Below are 20,923 nucleotides of genomic sequence, written 5' to 3' on the forward strand. Positions count from 1 at the left end.
TTTAGGTAATCAGATGTGGTGCTTGTTGAGTATTCGTCTTACTTTTTCTGCCCAGATTGCATAGGCTGTATCCGTTAAATGAACCCCATCGGTCGTGTACTCAGGCCGTAACTGGTCGGGTATCGATAAATGCCTGTTTAGGTCTAAAAAATCAAGGCTCTGATGGGCGCAAACTTGTTGTAATTGATCGTTCAATCGGGCCACCCTAGTGTTAATGCCCTGCCAGTCGCTTCGCCACGTGTACGAATGGGCTGCCCGTGGAGATAGATACAATAAGCTAGTAATCACAGGAATTACATGGCTCGATTGCCAGTAACTGATCAGGTTTTGATAGCCGGCCAATAGGTGTTTGCTATCCCGATGAGGGAGGTCGTTAATTCCGCCCTCCAGAAAGATTATTTTTGCTGTCGAAGTTGGTAAAGCCTGAGCACGTTGGAAAATACCTTCGAGCGAATCGCCACTGACTCCCCGGTTCAAAATATCTTTTCTCCCTACTAGTTTGTTCCAGTTCCCCAGTCTGATCAACGAGTCACCCAGCATGATTACCGAGGTATGTTTTGGCTCGGGTTCCAGGAGACGGGAAATGTATCGAACGTAACGTTTCATAACCACTTCAGACGAGCAAATATAGAGAAACTGGTTGCCATCTATACAGTAGTTGGTAAACATAAAAGCCTGGTGGGATGACCAGGCTTTTTCATTTCATACGTTGAGTAAATCAGGTAAAATCTATATCTAAAGCTACAGACCGTAGCGAACGACTAGCTCTAAAGGCAGATGCCTAACCAATCTATATCTGAAATGATGCCATTTTAAACGAATCCTTAATAAGGGATTGATATTCAGGTAGATAGTATTTTTTGAAATTGGGATTCTTGCCAACAGTGCCGTATGAATGAGGTATTGTTTCCCCGTTTTGTGGGTGAGTTGACACAAATCAAGGCCAAAAGAATTGAACAAATAGGAGGTGATAATTGTACATAAGGCATACTATCCTAAAACGACATGCCTGCCAAGCTGCCTATACTTCTGGTGGACGATGACTCCCAACTTGCTGAAATTCTGAACCGGGCGGCCATCCAGGTGTTTCCTATGGCTCATTTTATTCAGATCAGTAGTATTGCTGAAGCTGTTGCCAATCTGGAAGCCTTGAAAGAGCACGGGCCTCGATTAGTTTTACTGGATATTGACCTGAAAGATAAGCAAACAGGCTTCGATTTTTTAACCAGGCTCCGCGCACACCCTCAGGGAAAGATGGTGCCTGTGGTCATGCTATCCGTAAATAGCGATGAGCAGGCAGCAGAAGAAGCATACGCCTTGGGTGCCAATGCCTTTACGCTGAAACCCGATACGTATGCCGACTGGAAAAAATACGTGAAGCTACTGAAGTTATACTGGTTCGAAACGGTAACGATACCCAAAATCTGGCTGAAGCCGTAAAGGTTTATCGTCAGAAATCGGTATCCATGAACCGATTGGGGTGTAAGCAGTTCGACCAGTAGGCCACGATGGCCTTTAGTTGATCTTCGAGTTCGGCTACGGTTTGCTTCTTCTCGAAAAAACCCTGTATGGTCAACTCATAAGCCTCCTCAACCAGGTGTTTGTAAACGGGGTGAGTAAAAAATATGAATGGAATGGCCCGCATTCGCAACTGACTGTCTTCTTTGATCTGCCGTCGTAATTCCAGGCCATTCATCACATTCATACTGACCTCTGAGATGATCAGAAACGGCCGGTCGTGGGTGGTTCGCAGGTATTCGATGGCTTGTCGGCCATCTGTGAAAAAGATTACGGGACAATTGGGAGCAATTTTTTGCAGCAATGGCTTAAATAGCACTTGGTCGTCGTCATCATCGTCAATAAAGATAATCGGATTATTACTTTCCATCTGGTTTATTCAGGTATGTCAAACTTTGTGAATAGTACAACCTGAAAAAGGCCTAAAATGATTGAAAGACGCCTTAAAACGCGTGTGTATTCTGGTAGCTTCCGCTCTATAAGATACTGTGGGAATATGGGAACATGTACTGAGTCTCTTCTGGGCTACACCTGAATCGTGCTTTGCATTTCTGATCTGGATGCTCATAATCAGCAGGTATTTCTTAAATGAAACGAGACTGTTAAAGAATGCAACAGGAGTGTTAGTGTAAGCCTGTCGCAATACCGTACTTGCCAGTGCATTACATCAGTATTTGTAGGACAGCAAGCCAGAAGAATTTTGATTAATGCCGCCAGACGATTTGATGAGGAAGTAAGAGGTGATGAATTAAACGGACGGTAGTTATGAACCCATTTGTGCCAATACGTACCAGTGAACGAACCAATCTGGTTAACATCGATCATATAAAAAAATTGGAGCCCATCGAAGGGGGGCAAAAGACGCTGGTTGTGCTGCGGAGTGGAAGCCAGCTAAGGGCACTGATACCCTATAAGCGGTTGGTCAATCTGCTTCACTATCGAACTTCGCAGGACAATATTCATAGCCCATCAGCCAATTCTGTAAGACCTCTGGGGCCGCAGCAGTCGCTTTAGTCGATTCAATAAAACGCTTCTGCTGGTTAAGACGAACAGGCTACAACCCTGAAAAAGCGGCTTTCAGCCCCCAAAATTGGGTATTCAGCAAAATAAACTAGGAAGACTGCATAAAGGGCTTAACATTTGTCCATACAGTTTATCTCGGTAGAAGTTTTATGTACGAGACTGAAACGCACCAGTTATTAACCCAATTGCAGACTATTTATTGGGATTTGATGGAAATAGGGCCTGTTGACCGGAATCCTTATTACCGCTCACGGATCGATGCCCTTGAGCGTGCCCATCAGCGCGTGAGTCATGATATTGAGGATTGCCAGCAAATTCTTGATGAGTTTGCATCTGAACTGGCTATTACCCGTGGTGCCCTCACCGAGCTGGTTAGTGGTAAGCGTAATTGATGCGTAATGGAAACCCTATGAGTTACGTGGGTTAGGGCGAAATACTCATGTTTTAATACTTCGGTACGGTTAGTACCAGTGGGCTGCTCATCGTCGTCTGATGGAGTGGCTTCGAGGTCATTTTCTGCTTGATTCCTCAACCAATCCAACAACGTCTGGTCGATAATACGGGTGAAGACGACAGGCTCCTCGCCAGCGAGCTTTTGGTGCCGATAGGGCCATCAGCATCGAATGAATGGAGTAGGGTTAAGCGGCAATTATTTCCCCAATACCAGAAACCTGAACTCCCGATTCGGGATAGGCGGTAGGGAAATGGGCTTTGGGGGTCGACTTCCTCTCATTCAATCAATAGTACCTTGGCCCGTTGATCAAGCTAAGTATCGACCGTTTCCTTCTTACTATCCGATGTAGACTACCAGTTATCAGACGGCAGTTGATAACGCCTTGGGCGGTCTGCTACTTTTGCTTCCGCAGGCACCCGCAGCCGGGCAATTACACCGACTGTTTACGGCGCTGACCTTCATTCTTTTTAATCAAAACCAATAAAAACAACAATCATGAACACCCTTCCTAATTCGGTCAATCGTGTTTCGTTACTGGACAATTACGTAGCCGTGCTGAAAAAGTATAACGATTTTAACGGACGCGCCCGCCGTAGCGAATATTGGTACTTCTTTCTGGTAAATGTGCTCGTTACACAGGGTCTTAATTTTATCAATATCCTGATTTTCAATGGGTCGGGCTTGGTTGGGGGCCTGCTTATGCTGCTGAACCTGGCTATTTTGGTTCCTTCAGTAGCTGTAGCCATTCGTCGGATGCACGATGTAGGAAAAAGTGGCTGGTATGCGCTGATTCCGGTATACAACCTGATTCTGGCTTGCACCGAAGGGAGTAAAGGTCGTAACGAATACGGTAACGATCCCAAACAGAACGATTAGCCTGCTTCCATAAACAACGCATTCGTTTCTCTGTTAGCGTATATTCGGTACCGTTATGCACTACACGACCATCTATGATCTCTGGGCTCAGCCATTGATTAACTGGCGTTCTCTGGTATTACCGTTCGGACTGGCAGCGGCAGCTCTGGTCGCGGCCTATTTCAGTCGACCGGGTTCTGGCCGTACGGGTTTGCTGATTTTTTCGGTAGCTGCCGTTGTGGTGTCGGTTGGGATACCCTCTTTCGACCAATACCTGTTAAAGCGCCACAAACCGCTTACCGCCGAAGGGCCAATTGTAGGGTATTGGGAAAAGGAATGGGTTGAACGCAGAGATGGGAAGAATAACTCGTATAGCTACGAAGCGTTTCAGGTCGATACCGTTTCGTTTGGCTACTACCGCAATGTGGGTATGGCGGGTTTTCACAATGGCGAAACTGAGCGGGTGCCTTTACACGATGGCTTATTTGTCCGTATTCAGTATGTGCCCGAACGACAACTTGACGACGGTCGCATCATCAACCGCATCGTAAAGCTGGAGATCAGTCAGAAATAGACCACAGATGGGCAGGATAATTATGATCTGTAGGCGTCATAATCATCCTGCTCATCTGTGGTCTATAGAGTCATGGCATTACTTCAGAAACACCTCGTCATTATCGGTCATGAACATGCGGGTGCTTTCAGTATAGGTGCCGCCAGTAGGCGATTTATATTTCAGATCGACGTAAAACGCCCGGTAACCAGAAGCCGGGTAGGCCTCGCTTACCGATACAGTGCCAGTATGATTGATGCCTAAGGATTTACCTTCCCACTTCTCATCCTGAAAAATCATATCGGTAGAGTTGGCCGACCAGACCGTCACGTCTTCCAATTTGTCGGAGGTCGATTTGATGGTCAGATTGACGCCGGTTTTGGTTGGGGTTACGGTCCACTGGCAGGCAGGATAGGGCTGTTTGGTCAGGGTTGTTCCAAAAAAGGCATTCAGGGCTTCGAGGGCCTGTCGTTTATCGCCCAGGTCATGGCCTACATTGGGCACATAATGGATGTAATTTTCGCCCGGAATCTGACCGATGTAATGTTTTACGGCATCCACCGTCCAGTATTCGTCATTAGTGCCCATAAACAGCATTTTGGGCATCGTTAGCTTTTTTCGATACGAATAGGGGTCGATCATTTCCGTAACGGCGCTGCCTTCCTTGCTGTGGACGGTCTGCGGAATACCGAGCTTTACATAATCTTCGATCTGTTCGCTGTATTTATTCCAGATCTTCATCTGGTAATCCAGATTGACGGGCATGTTCAGAACATCGATGACCATAGGGGCAATGGCCGCTACCCGTTTATCGCTGGCACCGGTCAGCCAGGTAGTCCAGCCCCGTTTGGAAGCGCCCGACACCACGAAACGATTGACATCCTGGTGTACCGTTTGTTTGGCAAATTCCTGTATGGCATCCATTGCCCGGACGGCGCTTTTGACCATCGGAAACAGGAGCGGCCAACTATAATCGCCATCTTTCTTGTACTGATGCAGCGTATACGAAATCAGCGCATCTTCTTTCAGGTTATCGTATAGCGGCTGATTGGGTGTTTGCCGAAGCACGGCTACAATGGCGTTGTTTTTGGTAGCTAACTGGCTGATGGCCCGGTTGAAGGTATCCTCCCGTTTGTTCCAGTTGGGTTCACCCTCCTTGTTGACCGCACCCCCTGTAATAAACAGCAACGCCCCATCGTGTTTGACCTCCTTCGGAACTAGGATCGATAATTGGTGTTTCCAGGTATATTCCCGCCATTTCTGGGAGGTAAGAAGGACTTCGTAGGCGGTTATGTCGCCATAGCTATAGGTGTCTTTAACCTCCCATTTAAACGACTGGTCGCCATTGTGCAGGTACGCATCCAGCGCGGTCGAGGGGGTAATGCCATCGTTGGGTTTCGGCAGGACAAAGGCAAAAAGGGCACTAATCAGGCCAACAACGGCGACGATTTTAAGCAGATACGGGTTCATTAGGTTTTTGTGGTTAATTGAAGGGTTCTTTTAAACGTTGCCGCCTTGGTAGCAGGTCGTGAAAAGAGATGAAAAGTTGATCGGTTTGTGTTAGTTAGCTCCGTCGGCTTTAGGCGAATTCGCAATGAGTTTCATGGCTTCGGCCATATAAATCTCGGCTGTATTTTCGCCAAGGCTGGTACGACTGATGTACTGGTATCGTTTAAAACTATTGAAGTCGACGCGGGTCAGCATATACCCAAAAGCATCGTTAGTCAACCCGAGCAGAAAAGGCACTTTGGTGTGCATTTGGCGCTTAAGATAGTACCCAATGTTTGGCAAAGCCTCGCCGGGGATCGTCAGCACCTGGGCGGTACCGATGTTGAGCAGGTTGACCTGAGCAACTACCTTATCGCCGGGAGCTACCTCGTACTGAAGCGGGGATTTTTTGACGATGTATTTCATAACGTCCGATTCGATGGGTAACGTAACGGGTTGCATGGCGCAAAACAACGATGGGTTCGACTGAGATTCGGCCGGGGCAATAATCCGAAGGGCTTCGTCGGCCAAAAGTTCGCCAATGCGGATGCATTCGTCCCAGGTGTTGGCTTCTTTTCCCCCATCCCGACGGTTGTCGGCTGTGACCATCCCACCTTGCGCCCCGTTGACAAACACCGCTATGCCACCGGCTTTCGACTCGATACGGTCACATAGGGGACCACACAGATCGGGGCTTAAGATTCCCCGGCCCGACCCGATGATTTCGGGATGAATGGCATAGTTGACCAGGGTAACGATGGGTTTCCCTACTTGCGGGCCGGTCGTGGCTATGGCCTGAATAACGCCACAACGCGGATCGTACAGGTCAGGGGCGTAGTAATTGTAGGCGATTTGCCCTTTCGCTTCATCGACGGCAACTTTCAATGTAGCCGGAGCCAGCTTCGAAACGGCTTCATTGACCGCATCGGCTATGGCGTGTACGCATTGGTCGAGGTAAGTAAGGTCGGCAAACGATTCGCCTTTTTCGTTGGGGAAGCCGTAAGCGTCAGGCCCACTGTGCGTATGTGTACAACCGATCAGGATGTTCTGGGGTAGAATGCCCTTGATCAGTGCTCTCGACTTATTGCCCAGTACCGACGGCCATCCCAGATTATCGACGCTGACGATGGCAATGCGGGTGCCTCCTTTTTCAAAAACACAAGCTCTGACATACAGTTCGCCTTTCTTTTCGGTTGCTTTTTTGGGGGTACCAATGCCGCCCGAAACGGGTAGTAATGGATTCGGAGTGATGAGCCTGACAGCCGCTCCTGCCTTAAAGGACTGAGCCGAAACTAGCTGAGAAACGACCGATAGAAACGTGGCGAGTAGTAAGGTTCTCATGCCGATAAAGAACTTCCCGAAAGAGCTGAGCTTTCGGGAAGTTGTTAAGAGGAATAATAGGTTCCGCGATGGACTTACCAGGGTTTGCCGGTTCCCTGAATTACCCAGGGCTTCGACCAGGGGCTATTTTTGCCATCGGACTGTGAATTGGCCGTTACTTCCAGTTTGTCGAGGGCAACTCCCGAGTTGGTCTTATTCAGGTTCAACTCATCGCGCATGTAATAGAATCGTACGGGCAGCACTTTTCGTTTGGCAACCGGGCCAGCCTGGAGAGCTGGTAAGCCCGTCCGGCGATAATCAAACCAGGCTTCGGTAGCGCTCGTCCAACTGGCAATCCATTTTTGACTGATGATCTGATTCAGGGTCCCGTCGTAAGCTACCCCTTTCTGAGTAATAAAGGTGGCGTAGCTGCTGGTAAGTCCCCAGGCTGTCAGAGAGGCTTTTACGCCGTTTTCGTACCGGGTTTTGGCATCGCCGGCAGCCCAGCCTTTCTGCGCTGCTTCAGCCAGAATGAAGTTTACTTCAGCCGCCGATACCAGTCGGGATTTTAGCAGCGTGCCTTTAGCCTGCGTGTAAATTTCGTTGAGGTATGATACATGCGGGTTGACCGAGGTTTGTCCTGGAGTTGGGTTAAAATTATACGCCGATGGTAACTGTGAACTACTAGGCGGAATACCGACGTAATTTGGGTCTGTATCGATGGGCGTGTTGCCGACTTTATCAGGTGACAGATACCGGACCCCACTAACGATTTTATCGGTTCCGGCTGGTAGTGTAGCATCGACCTTCAGCGGAATTTCTACTTTTTTCGCCCAGACGGCCAGCCGTGGATCGTTGGTAGGCTGCATGGCTTTCAGCAAGGTAGAGCACATTTTAATCCGACGGTAGTTACTGCCACTAATATCAAAAACGGAGTTTGACGGCCAGGCATCGCCTGAGTTGTTGCCGACAAATGCCATCGTTGCATCAAAAGAAGCATCGTCGATGATGGGATACTGAGTAGGGTTAGCTACGATCTTTTCGATACCGGATTTTGCTACGTCGGGTTGTTTGGTCGAAATACGCATCAAATAGCGGAGCTTGAGCGAATTGGCCAGCCGCTGCCATTTGGTCGGATCGCCCGCATAGTATACATCCGCACTTTCAACGATACTGCTGTAAGAAGCTTTGGGCTTCGAAAGTAAGGTACTGGCTTTATCCAGATCGGCCAGAATACCTGAGTAAATAACATCCTGGCTGTCGTATTTAGGAGCAATGTTGTCGATTCCGCCCGCTTCCCCTTTCAGGGCATTGGTATAGGGAGCATCGCCCCACAGGTCGGTAATCAGCCCGAACAGCATGGATTTCATGACCAGCGCAACACCCTGTTGAAATTCCATGTTCAGCGCAACGGCTCGCTGATAAACCAGGTCGTTGTTCCGCAACTGATCGTAATAGGACGTCCAGCTTTGATCACCACCCCAATCGTAGTCGTTATGACCGCTAAACCAGGCGTCTTTCTGCGTGTGTTGAACAACCCCGGCAATATCCTGAAAGCCAAGGTTGGTATAGAGTTTCGCTGTTTCGGTCAGAACAGTTGGCATGACCAGATTCGGGTTTACCGTCTCGGGTTGAACACCGTTGGGGTTAATGTTCAATTGGGTGAGGTCCTTACAGGCATAGAGGAAGAACAAACCCAAAACCAGAGCCAGGCTGGCAGTGATTTTTTGGAAGATAGTTTTCATGACAGAATCGTTAAAATGTCGTCATTATACGAGTCAATGGCTTCAGGTCACTTGTGGTCATTGATAGTCATTCATTGTTAGTAATTTAATAATGACTACTAATGACAATGAATAACCTGAAGCCAATGACTATTTTTTAGAATGTAAGGCCAAGTTTAAAACCAACGGGAATTACCCAGGGAGTTACGTTGTAACGCTCGATCCCTTGTTTGAACTGTGTACCCGCCTGTGTGCCCGCCTGCGGCTGGAAAGCCATCTCAGGGTCGACGTTGATTTTGGCGGCAGTCCACAGAATAATGTTCCGGCTATAGATCGAGAAGTTCGCATTTTGCAGACCGATCGATTTCACGAAACGGGCGGGAATGTCGTAACCGAGCGAGATTTCACGCAGTTTGACAAACGACGCATCGAAGGTAGCAGCCCGGGTAAATGACCAGGGATAATTGTCGCCGTATGGAATGATCTTAGTACCTGCTCCGCCGAGGTTTTCCGTATACCCGGTAATGTTCCCATTGGCATCGTATTGGGCAATAACCCCTGGATTGAATACCCCGTAGGCGTAGGTTTTGCCGCCGAACTCAAACGGATATCCACCATATTCGGCCGTTGGCCCACCCACGATTGGGAAATAGTTGCCGTGAATTTTGATATACTGATCGGCATTATCGACCAACCAGTTGCGAAGGGCATCACCCGAACGGCCACCTGGGTTGATCAGGTTGTCGAGGAAGCGCTGCGACCGTAAATCAGACTCCATGTACCGATAGGTTTGTGACACGAAGTCACCACCTGCCCGCCAATCGAGTGACAGATTGAGGGTAAAGCCTTTGTAGGAAAGCGAGCTTTGAGCCCCCAGAATGAAGTTAGGGTTGAAGTTGCCAATTTTGTTCTTGACGGTGGAGGCACTTCTGCTCTGCCATGACCCATCATTATCCAGAATTGGGTAGCCGTAATAAGGCGATTTAGGATCGGTAACGGTGATGATTTCAGCATCGTAAATATCACCAACTTTGTCGCCCACATACGTCCAGGCACCGCCCTTAGCATCCGTCCAAAGAGTATAGTAGGGGATACCTTCTGCCAGTTCTTTAATGCGGGTAACATTCTTGGTGAAGTTCGTGGTCAGATCCCAGCGTAAGCCACCTTTGTCGATGATTGTTCCGCCCAGTGATAATTCAACGCCTTTGCTCTCTAACAGACCTGCGTTGATATTCTTGGTTGTAAAGCCGCTGGATGGGGCAATCTGCGATGGCAGAATCTGGTTCCGGTTCTCCGATACATAATACGTTCCTGAGAAACGGAGTCGGTTGCGGAACATATTGTAGTCGATCCCAACTTCATACGAGGTCGCTATCTCTGGTTTTAAATCAGGAAGCAGAATACTCCCCGATTTGCTCAACCGAGTTACGCCATTCCAGGCACCGGCATCGGCCAGGGTAGGATAGAGGCTGTAGGGGTTGGCATCGTTACCTACCTGAGCTACACCCGCCCGAAGTTTAAACAGATCGACGGTCGAAGGCATATGCACCATCTCGTTCAGCAACAGGCTCAGCGAAGCTGATGGGTAGAAGTACGAGCGGTTGTTGACTGGAAGTGTACTAGCCCAGTCGTTTCGGGCCGTTACATCCAGGTAAATCATGTCCTTGAAGCCGAAGTTGGCCGTACCATACACGCTGTAGATAGCTTTTTTGTACAGGTAGTTGCTGTAGTTGATATTGGCCGTAGCAATGTTCTGGATCGTGTACAAGCCTGGGATAATCAGTCCTGCGCCGTTTTTGCTGCTGGTGTTGATATCTGTCGATTGCGAATACCGATTGTTTCCCCCGGCCGATACAACCACACTGAGCGCATTGAAGCGTTTCGTGTAGGTGGCCAGGAAATCAACGTTGCGTTCGTAGCGTTTCAAGTTGATCAGGCCATAGGCACCGTTGGGTTCACCCGTGTAGCTTTTCGCGATTTTGGTTTCGCGCTGTTCGTTGTAGGTATCGAGCGCATAGCGGCCCATCAGTTTGATTTCGGGGGTAATTTGCCATTCGGCTTTCATGTTTCCGAATACCCGATCACGCACAAAACTGTTGTTGACTTCATTGGCCAGAAACCAGGGGTTGTTGTAGTTTCCGATACTTTGCGATTTCTGCTGGAGGCCTTCCTTGCCGGGCACCCAGTAGTCGCGCAGGTCGTTGATGTCGATATGCGAACCAACGGCATACGCCCACTGCAAAGGATTGGTACCCCGTTCGCCAGCGGGTCGGTTGTTGGAATTGCTGCGGCTAAAGTCAAGGTTAGTACTTAGCGTCAACTTATTGTTTAAGCGGACGGCTGTATTAATAGCCAGCGTATTCTTGAACAGATCCGAATTGGGTACAATACCCCGGCTGCTCATGTTCGAGTACGAAAGCCGGTAGGTAACCTTATCGTTGTTGTTCGATATCGACACCCCATTCGTACTGGTAATACCCGTCCGAACGAAATCACGGATGTTGTTCGGGTGCGACACCAGCGGAGTCGGAATAGGCTTCCCGTCCGTACCAATCGGACTATTCCACTGAATAGCGTTATAGCCTTTATCCAGCTCTGGTCCTACACCACCCGACGAACTTTCGTCGATCTGGAGGATACCGCCCGGATAGGGGTTAGAATCGGGCGTAAATGGTAGAATACCCGTAGCGAATTTGGTACCCATTTTCAGATACTTGTACGGCTGATCGAAAACGGTATTCGACGAAACATTTACCGTCATTTTCTGCGATTTCGACCCGCTTTTTGTCGTGATCAGTACCACGCCGTTGGCTGCTCGGGAACCGTACAGAGCGGCTGCGCTGGGACCTTTGAGGATGGAAATATTTTCTACGTCTTCCGGGTTAATATCCGAAATAGCGTTCCCGTAGTCGACCCGGTTGTCGTTACCGATCTGGCTGACGTTGTTTAGCGAGTTTGCAATAGGAACACCATCCACAACGAACAAAGGTTGGTTGTCGTTGTTAAGCGATTTGGCGCCCCGAATAATCATGCTGACCGATGAACCTGAAGGCCCTGTCGAACTGATTTGTACACCCGGAACGCGGCCTGCCAGCGAATTCAATACGTTTTCCTGAGCTATCCGGCTCAGGTCTTTACCCTGTACTTCGCCCACGGCATATCCCAGCGAACGGGCTTCCCGCTTGATACCCAGCGCCGTTACGACGACTTCGCCCAGCACTTCGTTGTTTTCGACCAGAGATACATCGATTACCGATTTGTTTCCGACCGATATTTCCTGAGTTTTATGCCCAATGAACGAGAACACAAGGACAGCGTTATCGTTATTGACTGTAATGGCGTATTTACCCGATTGATCGGTAACAGTTCCCAACTGAGTCCCTTTAATCAGGACGTTGGCTCCGGCAACGGGCTGGCTGGTTGTTGCCAGGGTCACCGTTCCCGTAATGGTTTTGGCCGGTTTGTTTTTGGCCAGCGCGTGCATGCAGCATGCTCCTATCAGCAACGTGATGGTCAGAGAATGCCTCAGAATCAACTGAAAAGTAGAATGTGTGTTCATGCGTGTTCAGTTATGAGGGGTTCAATAAAAAACATGGTGAAAAATTAGGACGACCGATTGAACGATTTCCAGTTCAGTCTGAACTAGTTGACGTATCGGTATCCGGGCTTGGGTTTTGTTGGGTTATGAGTTGATTAAAATAGGTTTCCAGTACGTCTGAATAGGCTTGTCGTGCCTGATCATCATGCAGACCGGCCAGAAATTCATCCAGTTCCGCTCTCGACAGTTTATTGTTGAGTAGCTGTTTGATTAGATAGCGGCTGCCCTGATTAGCCATAGCCCTTCCGTTCGACAGTTTGTCAGTAGTACTCAGAAAAACGGCGAAAAGACTATCAGGACGTTCTGTATTTTTTGGAAAAGAGAGGGAGGAACAGATTTGTTAATTGGACCGGCTGCCAGGGTAAGGGGGATTTCAAAGGAGAGCAAAGTCAATTTTTTCCCGAAGGAGCTGTTTGGCTTTCACAAGCTGATTTTTGACGGTGTTTTTTGAAATGTTTAGCAATTCAGCAATTTCCTGATACGATTTGCCGTCTTCCACATTCATGCGTAAGATCAGTTTACGCTTTTCGGAAAGTGCACCGACGGCAGACTGAACCAGATTGAATTGGGCTTCCTGGTTCTCCGGTGAGTCCTCATGGGTTTCCTGCATGCGCTCCAGATACCGTTGTTTCAGACACTGCGCTTTTTCAACCTGCTTCAGATAATCGAAGGCCTGGTTTCTCAGACAGGTAAACAAGTAGGAGTTAAAATTAAGGCTGGGGTTAATGGTCGATCGACGTTCCCAAATCTTAATAAAAACATCATGGACCATATTTTCGGCTTCTTCCTGGTCTTTCAAAATTGACAGGCAAAAACGGAGAGAAGGGGTACGATAGTGTTTGTATAGTTTGGCAAAGGCTGCCTGATCGCCAAGAACAACCTTGCTTAAAATAGAATCGATGGAATAATTGACAGCCATAGGTAGAAAAGTAAGGTGGGTAATAGGCGACAAACCAGAAAACAACCGTGATTGAATGGTCTGTAGAATTTTTATAACTAATTTAAGTTGAATTGCCGAATAAAATTTTGACAATATTCACCAAAGGATTTGTCTATAAAAGTTTACAAATCCTTTATAATCTCTTAATATACCCCATCGAAGCCAAATTATATTTGGATTCTGCGCCACTATCGAGACAAATATAGAAGAGTACATTTTAAAAGAATTTCGCACTTTGCGTAAAATAACCGTCAATTTGCGCAGTCTATTTTAATTCCGCCAACCAAGGCCATACAGGTGTCTGTCAAGGGCTTAGTAAGCTATCACTGGAAGTAATGCAACAGGGTAAAGGCAAGAGATTGGGTGGGTGGGCTGATGTATAGGTATCATTTTTTTCATACGGTTCTAGTAGCCTAATGACTCAGAAAGCCCGTATAACTGATAGATGTGCCACTTTTGCCCAATGCGGCTGGCTTCTCCTGACTGTAAATGAACGTGTATTTAGCCTATCGATATTGGTTTGCGGTATGTGCCATAAGTGTGGTCTGCTGGCTAAGCTATGCCTGTCGATCGGGGGTGGTAACTCACCAGGATACGAATAGCCGATATCAGGACCATGTCTTCGACCAGGAATACCATGAGGCTTATCCGTTGCTGGTAAATGGTCAGCCGATAGCCATACGTCGAATCGCAGTCGCCACTGATTCAACGGTCTGGGTAGCATCAGAAGCAGGTGTTTTTCAGAAGAAAGCCGGGTATACAGACTGGGCGCATGTCGATTCTTCTAGTGGTAGCGGTCCGGCCTATGCGGTTGCCGTCGACGAGCAGACAACCGTTTGGGTTGGCCTGTGGAACGGTCTGTTTCTGTACCGAAACCAGCGACTCGAACAGATTAACGGGCCTGCCGGACCGATTTCAGCGCTTTGCCCAGCTCAGGAAGGCGTATATGCGTTGGGCCCTTCGGGCGTGTGGCTGGTCAATAAACAGGGATGCCAGAAAAAGACCTATTCACTGCCCCGGTCCATTCGTCGGGCGATATCGGATAAACAAGGGGGACTTTGGATAGCTACCGATGTGGGGCTTTATCATATTCGTGGAAGCCAAACCCGGATTTTTCAGCGACCCGATGAACTGCTAAGTGCTTCGATTCGGGGTATAGCCCTGGATTCGAGTCAAGGTGTTTGGGTCGCTGGATTAGGTGGCGTAACGATTCTGGGGCAGGATAAACCCAGGCAGACTCTGGAACCCAGACAGGGTATCCCGTCGAGCTATGTCAATTGCATCAGTCGGGGACCGGATGGCCGGATGTGGGTGGGTACAGATGTGGGCGTGGTCAGATACAGCGCCGATGGTAGTCATTCATTGCGGTTTTCCCGGCGGTGGCTGCTCGATGATCAGGTAGAAGACATTGCATTCGATAGCCAAGGGACGGCCTGGGTGGCTACGGCTGGCGGAGTAAGCGCGATCAGACGGCGACCCATGACGTTGGCACAGAAGCAGGACTATTTCTACGATGTACTCATGAAAAGGCATATCCGAACGCCCTGGATTGCCGGACAATGTCGACTTAAGCAGCCGGGTGATACGAGCACTTGGGAGCCAGACGATGACGATAATGATGGCGAGTATACCGGCAATTACCTGGCGATGGAAGCGTTTCGATACGCGGCTACGCATAACCCTGACGCGAAGGCAAAAGCAAAAAAAGCATTCGATTTTCTGAAGCTCCTTCAGGAGGTAACGGGAACGGACGGCTTTTTTGCGCGTACAATCGTGCCCGCCAACTGGACGCGGGTGGACGATACCAATCGGACATATACCGCGCAGGAGCAGGCCGACGAACGGGTGAAAGAGCCTCGGTTTAAACCCGTTGAGGTACGCTGGCGGAAATCGAAGGATGGGAAATGGCTCTGGAAAGGTGATACCAGCAGCGATGAGGTATGCGGGCATATGATGGGCTATTATTTCTATTACGAGCTAGTGGCCGACGAAGCCGAGAAAGCTGTGGTTCGTGCCCATGTGGCTCGGCTGGTCGACCACCTGATTGCGCATAATTTTACCCTGGTAGATGTCGACGGCAAGCATACCCGTTGGGGCGTCTGGTCGCCCGACTTGCTAAACCGCGACCCCGACTGGGCACCCGACCGGGCGCAGAATTCGATGGAGTTGCTGGCCTTCCTGAAACTGGCCTATTACATGACCGGGAAGCCAGTTTACGAGCAGCAGTATCGGAATCTAATCGATAAAGAAGGGTATCTGGAAAATATGGCGCATATCAAAGACCAGAATCCGGCCTGGTTCATCTATTTCGATGTGATGCTGGCGGCCTATGTGTATCCCATTCTGGTACGTTGCGAAAAAGACCCCAAACTTCGGGAATTCTATGAAGCGCATATGGACCAATGGCTCCAGCAACGGAAGGGCGATAAGAATCCTCTTATCAATTTCCTGTACTGTTACGCTCGAAATAAACGGGTTGAACTGACTGCGTCGGTAGCGTTTCTGGTCGATACGCCACTCGATTTGGTAAACTGGACGGTCGATCATACCAAACGAGAAGATGTTCGGATTGTGCGTACGCCGGTGCTCGACGAATGGCAGGTAAATGAACTGCCCCCCGCCAGCATACGGACCGTAGTACGCTGGGACAAAAACCCCTGGGCGGCTGTGAATGGTACGCCCGATATCGAACGGGAGCCTGTGTTCTGGCTACTGCCGTACTGGATGGGGAGATACCTGAAAATGATTCAATAATCGGTTGAAAAACAAATTTTTATGTGCTTAGAGATAATTCGTAAATGCCTGGCTGGTGTTGTGCTGGGGGTATCGTTGGGAGTGCTGGCTAGTGCCCAGTCCGTGTATCAGGACAAACCATTTCTTCAGGATTATAGCATAAAATATTATGTCGATAAACCGGAGGCCAGTTTATCAGGGCTTGCCTGCGACCGAAATGGGGTGATTCAATTGCTCACGGCCAACGGGCTCGCGCGCCCATCCGGGGGAGAGTTTTTAGTAGCCGGTAAGGTTCTCCCCGATCAGACGTATCGGCCAATGGGTGATATGAAACTGTCTGCGCTTGGAACCTACGATCATCAGCTTGTATACCTCGATAATCGGGCGGTGCTGAGCAATGCCTGGGCCGGAAAGCTTTTTTCGGAACATCAACTCCCGCAGGCCCGGCTGTTTGCGGGTGGGGCCGATTTTGCGTTTCTGGTTTCGGATGGGAAAGCACTGCATCTGGTAAAAGGGAAAGAAATCCGCTGGAAAGGAGCTATGCCTGATGATGAAGCGATACAGATTCGCTATCAGCCTGGAGTCGACCAGTTCTGGGTATTGGGTAAAAAAGCCCTCTACACTCTTTCGGGAAAGGCGCCCAAACTGGCTAAAGTGCTGGATGGCGCCAATTTTACGGCCTTCGATCTGGCATCGAAAGGGACTAAAGTTGTGATTGGAACCACCGACGGGTACCTGGAAGTTGACGCGGTCGGAAAGAAACCGATAGGTACTGTTCATCGCAAACTGCCGGTAACGAATATTACGTCCGTTGCAGAAGTGAATGGGAAACTCTGGTTCGGTTCCGATCAGGGGGCCTTTTCGCTGCGCCCCGATGGTAAGTTCGACTATTACAACGGTGAACGCTGGTTGCCGGGTAATCAGGTTACACAGATTGCGGCTGGTCCCGCCAATTCGGTCCTGATTCTGACAACAGCCGGTCTGGCTAAGATCGAATCGAAAGGGATGACACTGGCCGAGAAAGCCCAGTTCTATGATCGGCAGGTGCGGACCCGGCATATTCGCAATGGATTCAATGCATCGCTGGTTCGGATGGAAAAAGGGGTTCTGGAAAGTGGCTATATGGAAGATTCGGATAATGATGGCCTCTGGACGTCGATGTATCTGGCCGGTGAAATTTTCCGGTATGCCGTCACGAAAGATAAAGAAGCGCTGCAAAACTGCCGGGAATCGCTCGACGCGATGGAACGGCTGTATACCGTAACGCCAGTTCCGGGATTTCCGGCTCGCTCGTTCGAACGGGCTGGTTACATCAGTAAATTGCATGATGTCGAACGCTGGCAACACTCTCCTCAACCCGGCTGGGACTGGAAATCGACCACCAGTAGCGACGAAGTGATCGGGCACATTTTTGCCTTCGGTGCCATGGCTGAGCTCGTCGATGACAAAGACCTGAAAAGCCGCTCCATAACCTTGATCGACACCCTCATGAGTCACATCATCAGCCATGATATGTACCTGATCGATTTTGATGGAAAACCAACCATGTGGGGACGCTGGAATCCGGAATATGTAAATGCTTTCCCGATCAACGTTGGCGACCGCAAGCTGAACTCGTCCAATATCGTGGCTATGCTGCAAACGGCCTATCACTTCACCCATAAAGAGAAGTATAAGAAGAAGGCGTTCGAACTGATGCAGAAGCACGGCTATTTTGAAAACCTGATGCGCCCAATGAACATCATCGGTAAAGCCCCGGAAAATGCCGATGAGCACAGCAAACACATGTCGGATGGCTGGAACCACTCCGATGATGAGATGTATTTCGTAGGGTACTGGGGGCTGTATCGGTATGCACTTAATGATACCTTACGGGCCAATTTTAAGAAAGCCATTATCGACCACTGGGAAATTGAACGGCCCGAAAAGGAAGGTGCCTGGAATATTTTTACCGCCCTGACAGGGACAAAAACCTTCGATCTGACCGAAGCGGTCTGGTATTTGAAGGAATATCCACTAGACCTCATCGACTGGGAAATCCGAAACCGCCATCGGAAAGATATTGAATTGATCCCCGATAATTTTCGTCGGCAGACGACCAAAGAAGTACTCCCACCCGATGAGCGCCCGATTCAACGACATAACGGTAATATGTTCGAACTGGAACGAACGCGGGGGAATGGGACCTCCGAACATAGCGCGGGCGACATCTGGTTATTGCCGTATTGGATGGGTCGATACCTGGGTGTGATCAGTGCACCTGTGCGATAAGAGATTGGAGAAAGAGAGAAAGCGCGAACGAGTGATTGAGCGTGGAGCCAACTTGATTTATTGACAATGAATCTATTAACCCTTCTTAAACAATCTGGAATGAGTTGGTTGTTCTATGGAACGCTCTTTCACTCGTTCACGCTTTCACTCCTCGTATCGGCTCAGCAGACAGCTTATCGGGATGTGCCTTATAGACAGGACTATAGCATCAAGTACTATGCGGCCGATACAACGCTTCAGCTAAGCCATACCTGTACGGATCGAAATGGAGTCACGCAGGTGCTTTCTGCCAATGGATTGCTGCATCCATCGGGTGGGCAGTTTCAATATCCCGGCAAACTGGTCGCCGACCAAACGTACCGCCCGGTTACCGATCGCAAGCTCTCAGCGTTGGGGCTTTACAACCAGCAGTTGATCTACCTGGACGAGACTGCCCTTTTTAGCAATGCCTGGGCCGGAAAACTGTATATTGAACATGGATTGCCTGCAGCCCGGTTGTTTTGTGTCGGGGCGTTTGAGGACAAGCAGTCGTTTTCGGGTTTAGTTTCGGATGGGGTTCGACTTCGCTGCTGGCAAAATGGTTCGCGCGTATGGGAAGGTACGTTACCACAGGATTCTGTAATCGGTCTTCAGTATGAGGCCGCTCAGCAACGGTACTGGGTATTGGGAAAACACTCTCTCAATGTACTGGACCCGAAAGCGGGCCAACTTCAGATAGTCTTTCAGCAACCGGGCCTAACCTGTTTGGCTGTTTTTCAAAATAAGCTCTACATCGGCACGCACGACGGGTATCAGGTACTGGATGCCCGTTCGTTTGCTCCGATTAATGGGATTCAGAAACGGTTGCCCTGGCCCGACCTGACCGTTATTTCGGTGATACATGGGAAGCTATGGTTCGGCTCGAGCAGGGGCGCATTCATGCTGCGGCAGGATGGTGCGTTCAACTACTATTATGGTGAACGCTGGTTACCCGGCAACACCGTTACGGCCATTGGAGAAGGTGCTGGGGAAACGGTTTGTGTATTGACGAACAAGGGTCTGGGGGAAATTCGCTTCGAGCCGATGACTCTGGAACAGAAGGCGTTGCGCTATGAACAGCAGGTTCGGCAACGGCACATCCGATACGGCTTTAATTGTGATGTGACCATGATCCAGAATGGTGATCTGTCGACGGCACAGATGGGGCAACGAGATAGCGACAACCTCTGGACATCGATGTATCTGGTTAGCCAGTTGTTTCGCTATAAAGTGACTGGCAGTAAGGAAGCGTTGCAAAACTGCATGGAATCGTTCGAGGCTATGGAGCGGCTGTTTAGCATTACCGGAATGGACGGTTTTTTCGGACGGGGCTTCGAACGACGGGGGTATCATAAATTTGAGGCCAAAGCCTGGGATGGAGGCCTAACCAACGGCTGGAACCACGCCAGCGACCCGCAGTGGGATTGGCGCGGCACCACCAGTAGTGATCAGACCGTGGGCCAACTGTTTTGCCTTACGTTGATGGCCGAACTGATGGATGGTGATGTGAAGAAACGGGCCATTACGCTGATGGATGGCCTGATGACCAACATTGTCCGTAACAATTGGTATCTGATCGATGTAGATGGCAAACCTACGCTTTGGGGGAAATGGCATCCCGATTATGTCAACTCGTTTCCGATTACGGTGGGTGATCGGAAAATCATGTCGTCCAACATCATTGCTTTTTTACAAGCCGCCTATCATTTTACCAAAAAGCCCATCTATCGGCAGGAAGCCTATGAACTGATGGAGCAATACGGCTATCTGGACAACCTGATGCGACCCATGAGTGAGATTGGGAAAGCGCCCCAGGGGGCGGGCGACTGGGCAAAGATGCTGTCGGAAGAATGGAACCACTCCGACGATGAAATGTACTTCCTGGCCTATTGGTGCCTGTATCCCTACGCCTTTACACCTGAACTGAAAGAGAAGTACCGGGAAGCCATCAGGGACCATTGGCAGGCAGAACGCCCCGAAAAAGATGGACTCTGGAATCTATGCTATGCCATGACAAGCGCAAAATCGTTTGATTTGCCCGAAACCATCTGGTATTTGCAGGAATTTCCACTCGACATGATCGAATGGCCTGTTCTCAACAGCCATCGGAAAGACATTGATTTCGTACCTGCCAACTTCCGGGGCCAGACGACGAAGGAGATACTGCCTCCCGACGAACGACCCGAACTCAAACACAACCGCAATCTCTTCAAACTGGATCGGCCCGGAAAAGTAGCATCTGAGCTGAGTGCCGGAGATTCTTTCCTGCTGCCTTACTGGATGGGTCGGTATCTGGGCGTCATCAGTGCTCCGGTTGGGATGCAAAAATCGAGTCCTCACGTATCGGATCGTTGACCGGGTTCAGGTTAAATTTTTGTGACAAGTAGCCTGAATAGCGGAATAGACCGTAGTACGATAGATGAAGTAT

16 protein-coding genes are annotated in these 20,923 nt (G+C 49.3%); 8 read left to right on the top strand and 8 right to left on the bottom strand.

What is annotated here, in order from left to right; translation table 11 throughout:
* Positions 1-9: 9 nt before the first annotated feature.
* Positions 10-606, bottom strand: coding sequence for a GDSL-type esterase/lipase family protein (locus B153_RS0134090; RefSeq protein ID WP_157635040.1), 597 nt, complete (start codon positions 604-606; stop codon positions 10-12).
* 399 nt (positions 607-1,005) lie between these two features.
* Here B153_RS0134090 and B153_RS0134095 point away from each other — a divergent pair, with 399 nt between their 5' ends.
* Positions 1,006-1,440, top strand: coding sequence for a response regulator (locus B153_RS0134095; protein ID WP_020601254.1), 435 nt, complete (start codon positions 1,006-1,008; stop codon positions 1,438-1,440).
* A gap of 10 nt (positions 1,441-1,450) precedes the next feature.
* Here B153_RS0134095 and B153_RS0134100 read toward each other — a convergent pair whose 3' ends face one another.
* Positions 1,451-1,888: a response regulator gene (locus B153_RS0134100; protein ID WP_020601255.1), complete on the bottom strand. Its 438-nt coding sequence runs from the start codon at positions 1,886-1,888 to the stop codon at positions 1,451-1,453.
* 395 nt (positions 1,889-2,283) lie between these two features.
* Between B153_RS0134100 and B153_RS0134105 the strand changes: the two genes are divergently transcribed.
* The 4 genes from B153_RS0134105 (at position 2,284) to B153_RS0134120 (ending at position 4,424) form a co-directional block, all read left to right on the top strand.
* Positions 2,284-2,532 carry a hypothetical protein gene (locus B153_RS0134105; protein ID WP_020601256.1) on the top strand — a complete coding sequence of 83 codons (249 nt, stop codon included), beginning with the start codon at positions 2,284-2,286 and terminating at the stop codon, positions 2,530-2,532.
* Between the two features lie 158 nt (positions 2,533-2,690).
* Positions 2,691-2,933 carry a hypothetical protein gene (locus tag B153_RS0134110; RefSeq protein WP_020601257.1) on the top strand — a complete coding sequence of 81 codons (243 nt, stop codon included), beginning with the start codon at positions 2,691-2,693 and terminating at the stop codon, positions 2,931-2,933.
* A 557-nt stretch (positions 2,934-3,490) separates the two neighbouring features.
* On the top strand, positions 3,491-3,871 hold the full coding sequence (locus tag B153_RS0134115; RefSeq protein ID WP_020601258.1) for a DUF805 domain-containing protein: 381 nt from the start codon (positions 3,491-3,493) through the stop codon (positions 3,869-3,871).
* A 55-nt stretch (positions 3,872-3,926) separates the two neighbouring features.
* Entirely contained in the window at positions 3,927-4,424 is a 498-nt protein-coding gene (locus B153_RS0134120) for a hypothetical protein (protein WP_020601259.1), read from the top strand.
* A 78-nt stretch (positions 4,425-4,502) separates the two neighbouring features.
* Here B153_RS0134120 and B153_RS0134125 read toward each other — a convergent pair whose 3' ends face one another.
* The 6 genes from B153_RS0134125 to B153_RS0134150 form a co-directional block, all read right to left on the bottom strand.
* Complete coding sequence (locus tag B153_RS0134125; protein WP_020601260.1) at positions 4,503-5,873, bottom strand: PhoPQ-activated pathogenicity-related family protein; 1,371 nt, start codon at positions 5,871-5,873, stop codon at positions 4,503-4,505.
* A gap of 90 nt (positions 5,874-5,963) precedes the next feature.
* Complete coding sequence (locus tag B153_RS0134130; protein ID WP_020601261.1) at positions 5,964-7,232, bottom strand: hypothetical protein; 1,269 nt, start codon at positions 7,230-7,232, stop codon at positions 5,964-5,966.
* A 74-nt stretch (positions 7,233-7,306) separates the two neighbouring features.
* Complete coding sequence (locus B153_RS0134135) at positions 7,307-8,956, bottom strand: SusD/RagB family nutrient-binding outer membrane lipoprotein (RefSeq protein WP_020601262.1); 1,650 nt, start codon at positions 8,954-8,956, stop codon at positions 7,307-7,309.
* 136 nt (positions 8,957-9,092) lie between these two features.
* The gene (locus B153_RS0134140) at positions 9,093-12,494 is read right to left on the bottom strand and encodes a SusC/RagA family TonB-linked outer membrane protein (RefSeq protein WP_026262667.1); all 3,402 of its coding nucleotides are present in this window, start codon (positions 12,492-12,494) and stop codon (positions 9,093-9,095) included.
* 73 nt (positions 12,495-12,567) lie between these two features.
* On the bottom strand, positions 12,568-12,771 hold the full coding sequence (locus B153_RS0134145; protein WP_020601264.1) for a hypothetical protein: 204 nt from the start codon (positions 12,769-12,771) through the stop codon (positions 12,568-12,570).
* 135 nt (positions 12,772-12,906) lie between these two features.
* Positions 12,907-13,452: an RNA polymerase sigma-70 factor gene (locus B153_RS0134150; protein ID WP_026262668.1), complete on the bottom strand. Its 546-nt coding sequence runs from the start codon at positions 13,450-13,452 to the stop codon at positions 12,907-12,909.
* Positions 13,453-13,962: 510 nt separating this feature from the next.
* On the opposite strand from B153_RS0134150, the gene B153_RS0134155 reads away from it, so the two are divergent.
* From B153_RS0134155 to B153_RS36410, 3 genes are all read left to right on the top strand, one after another.
* Positions 13,963-16,227 (top strand): ligand-binding sensor domain-containing protein, encoded by a 2,265-nt coding sequence (locus B153_RS0134155; RefSeq protein ID WP_020601266.1) that lies wholly within the window; start codon positions 13,963-13,965, stop codon positions 16,225-16,227.
* A 21-nt stretch (positions 16,228-16,248) separates the two neighbouring features.
* Positions 16,249-18,477 (top strand): hypothetical protein, encoded by a 2,229-nt coding sequence (locus B153_RS0134160; protein WP_020601267.1) that lies wholly within the window; start codon positions 16,249-16,251, stop codon positions 18,475-18,477.
* 66 nt (positions 18,478-18,543) lie between these two features.
* Positions 18,544-20,850 (top strand): hypothetical protein, encoded by a 2,307-nt coding sequence (locus B153_RS36410; RefSeq protein ID WP_245564993.1) that lies wholly within the window; start codon positions 18,544-18,546, stop codon positions 20,848-20,850.
* The last annotated feature ends 73 nt before the right edge of the window (positions 20,851-20,923 follow it).

This window comes from Spirosoma panaciterrae DSM 21099, from assembly GCF_000374025.1.
Lineage (GTDB): Bacteria > Bacteroidota > Bacteroidia > Cytophagales > Spirosomataceae > Spirosoma > Spirosoma panaciterrae.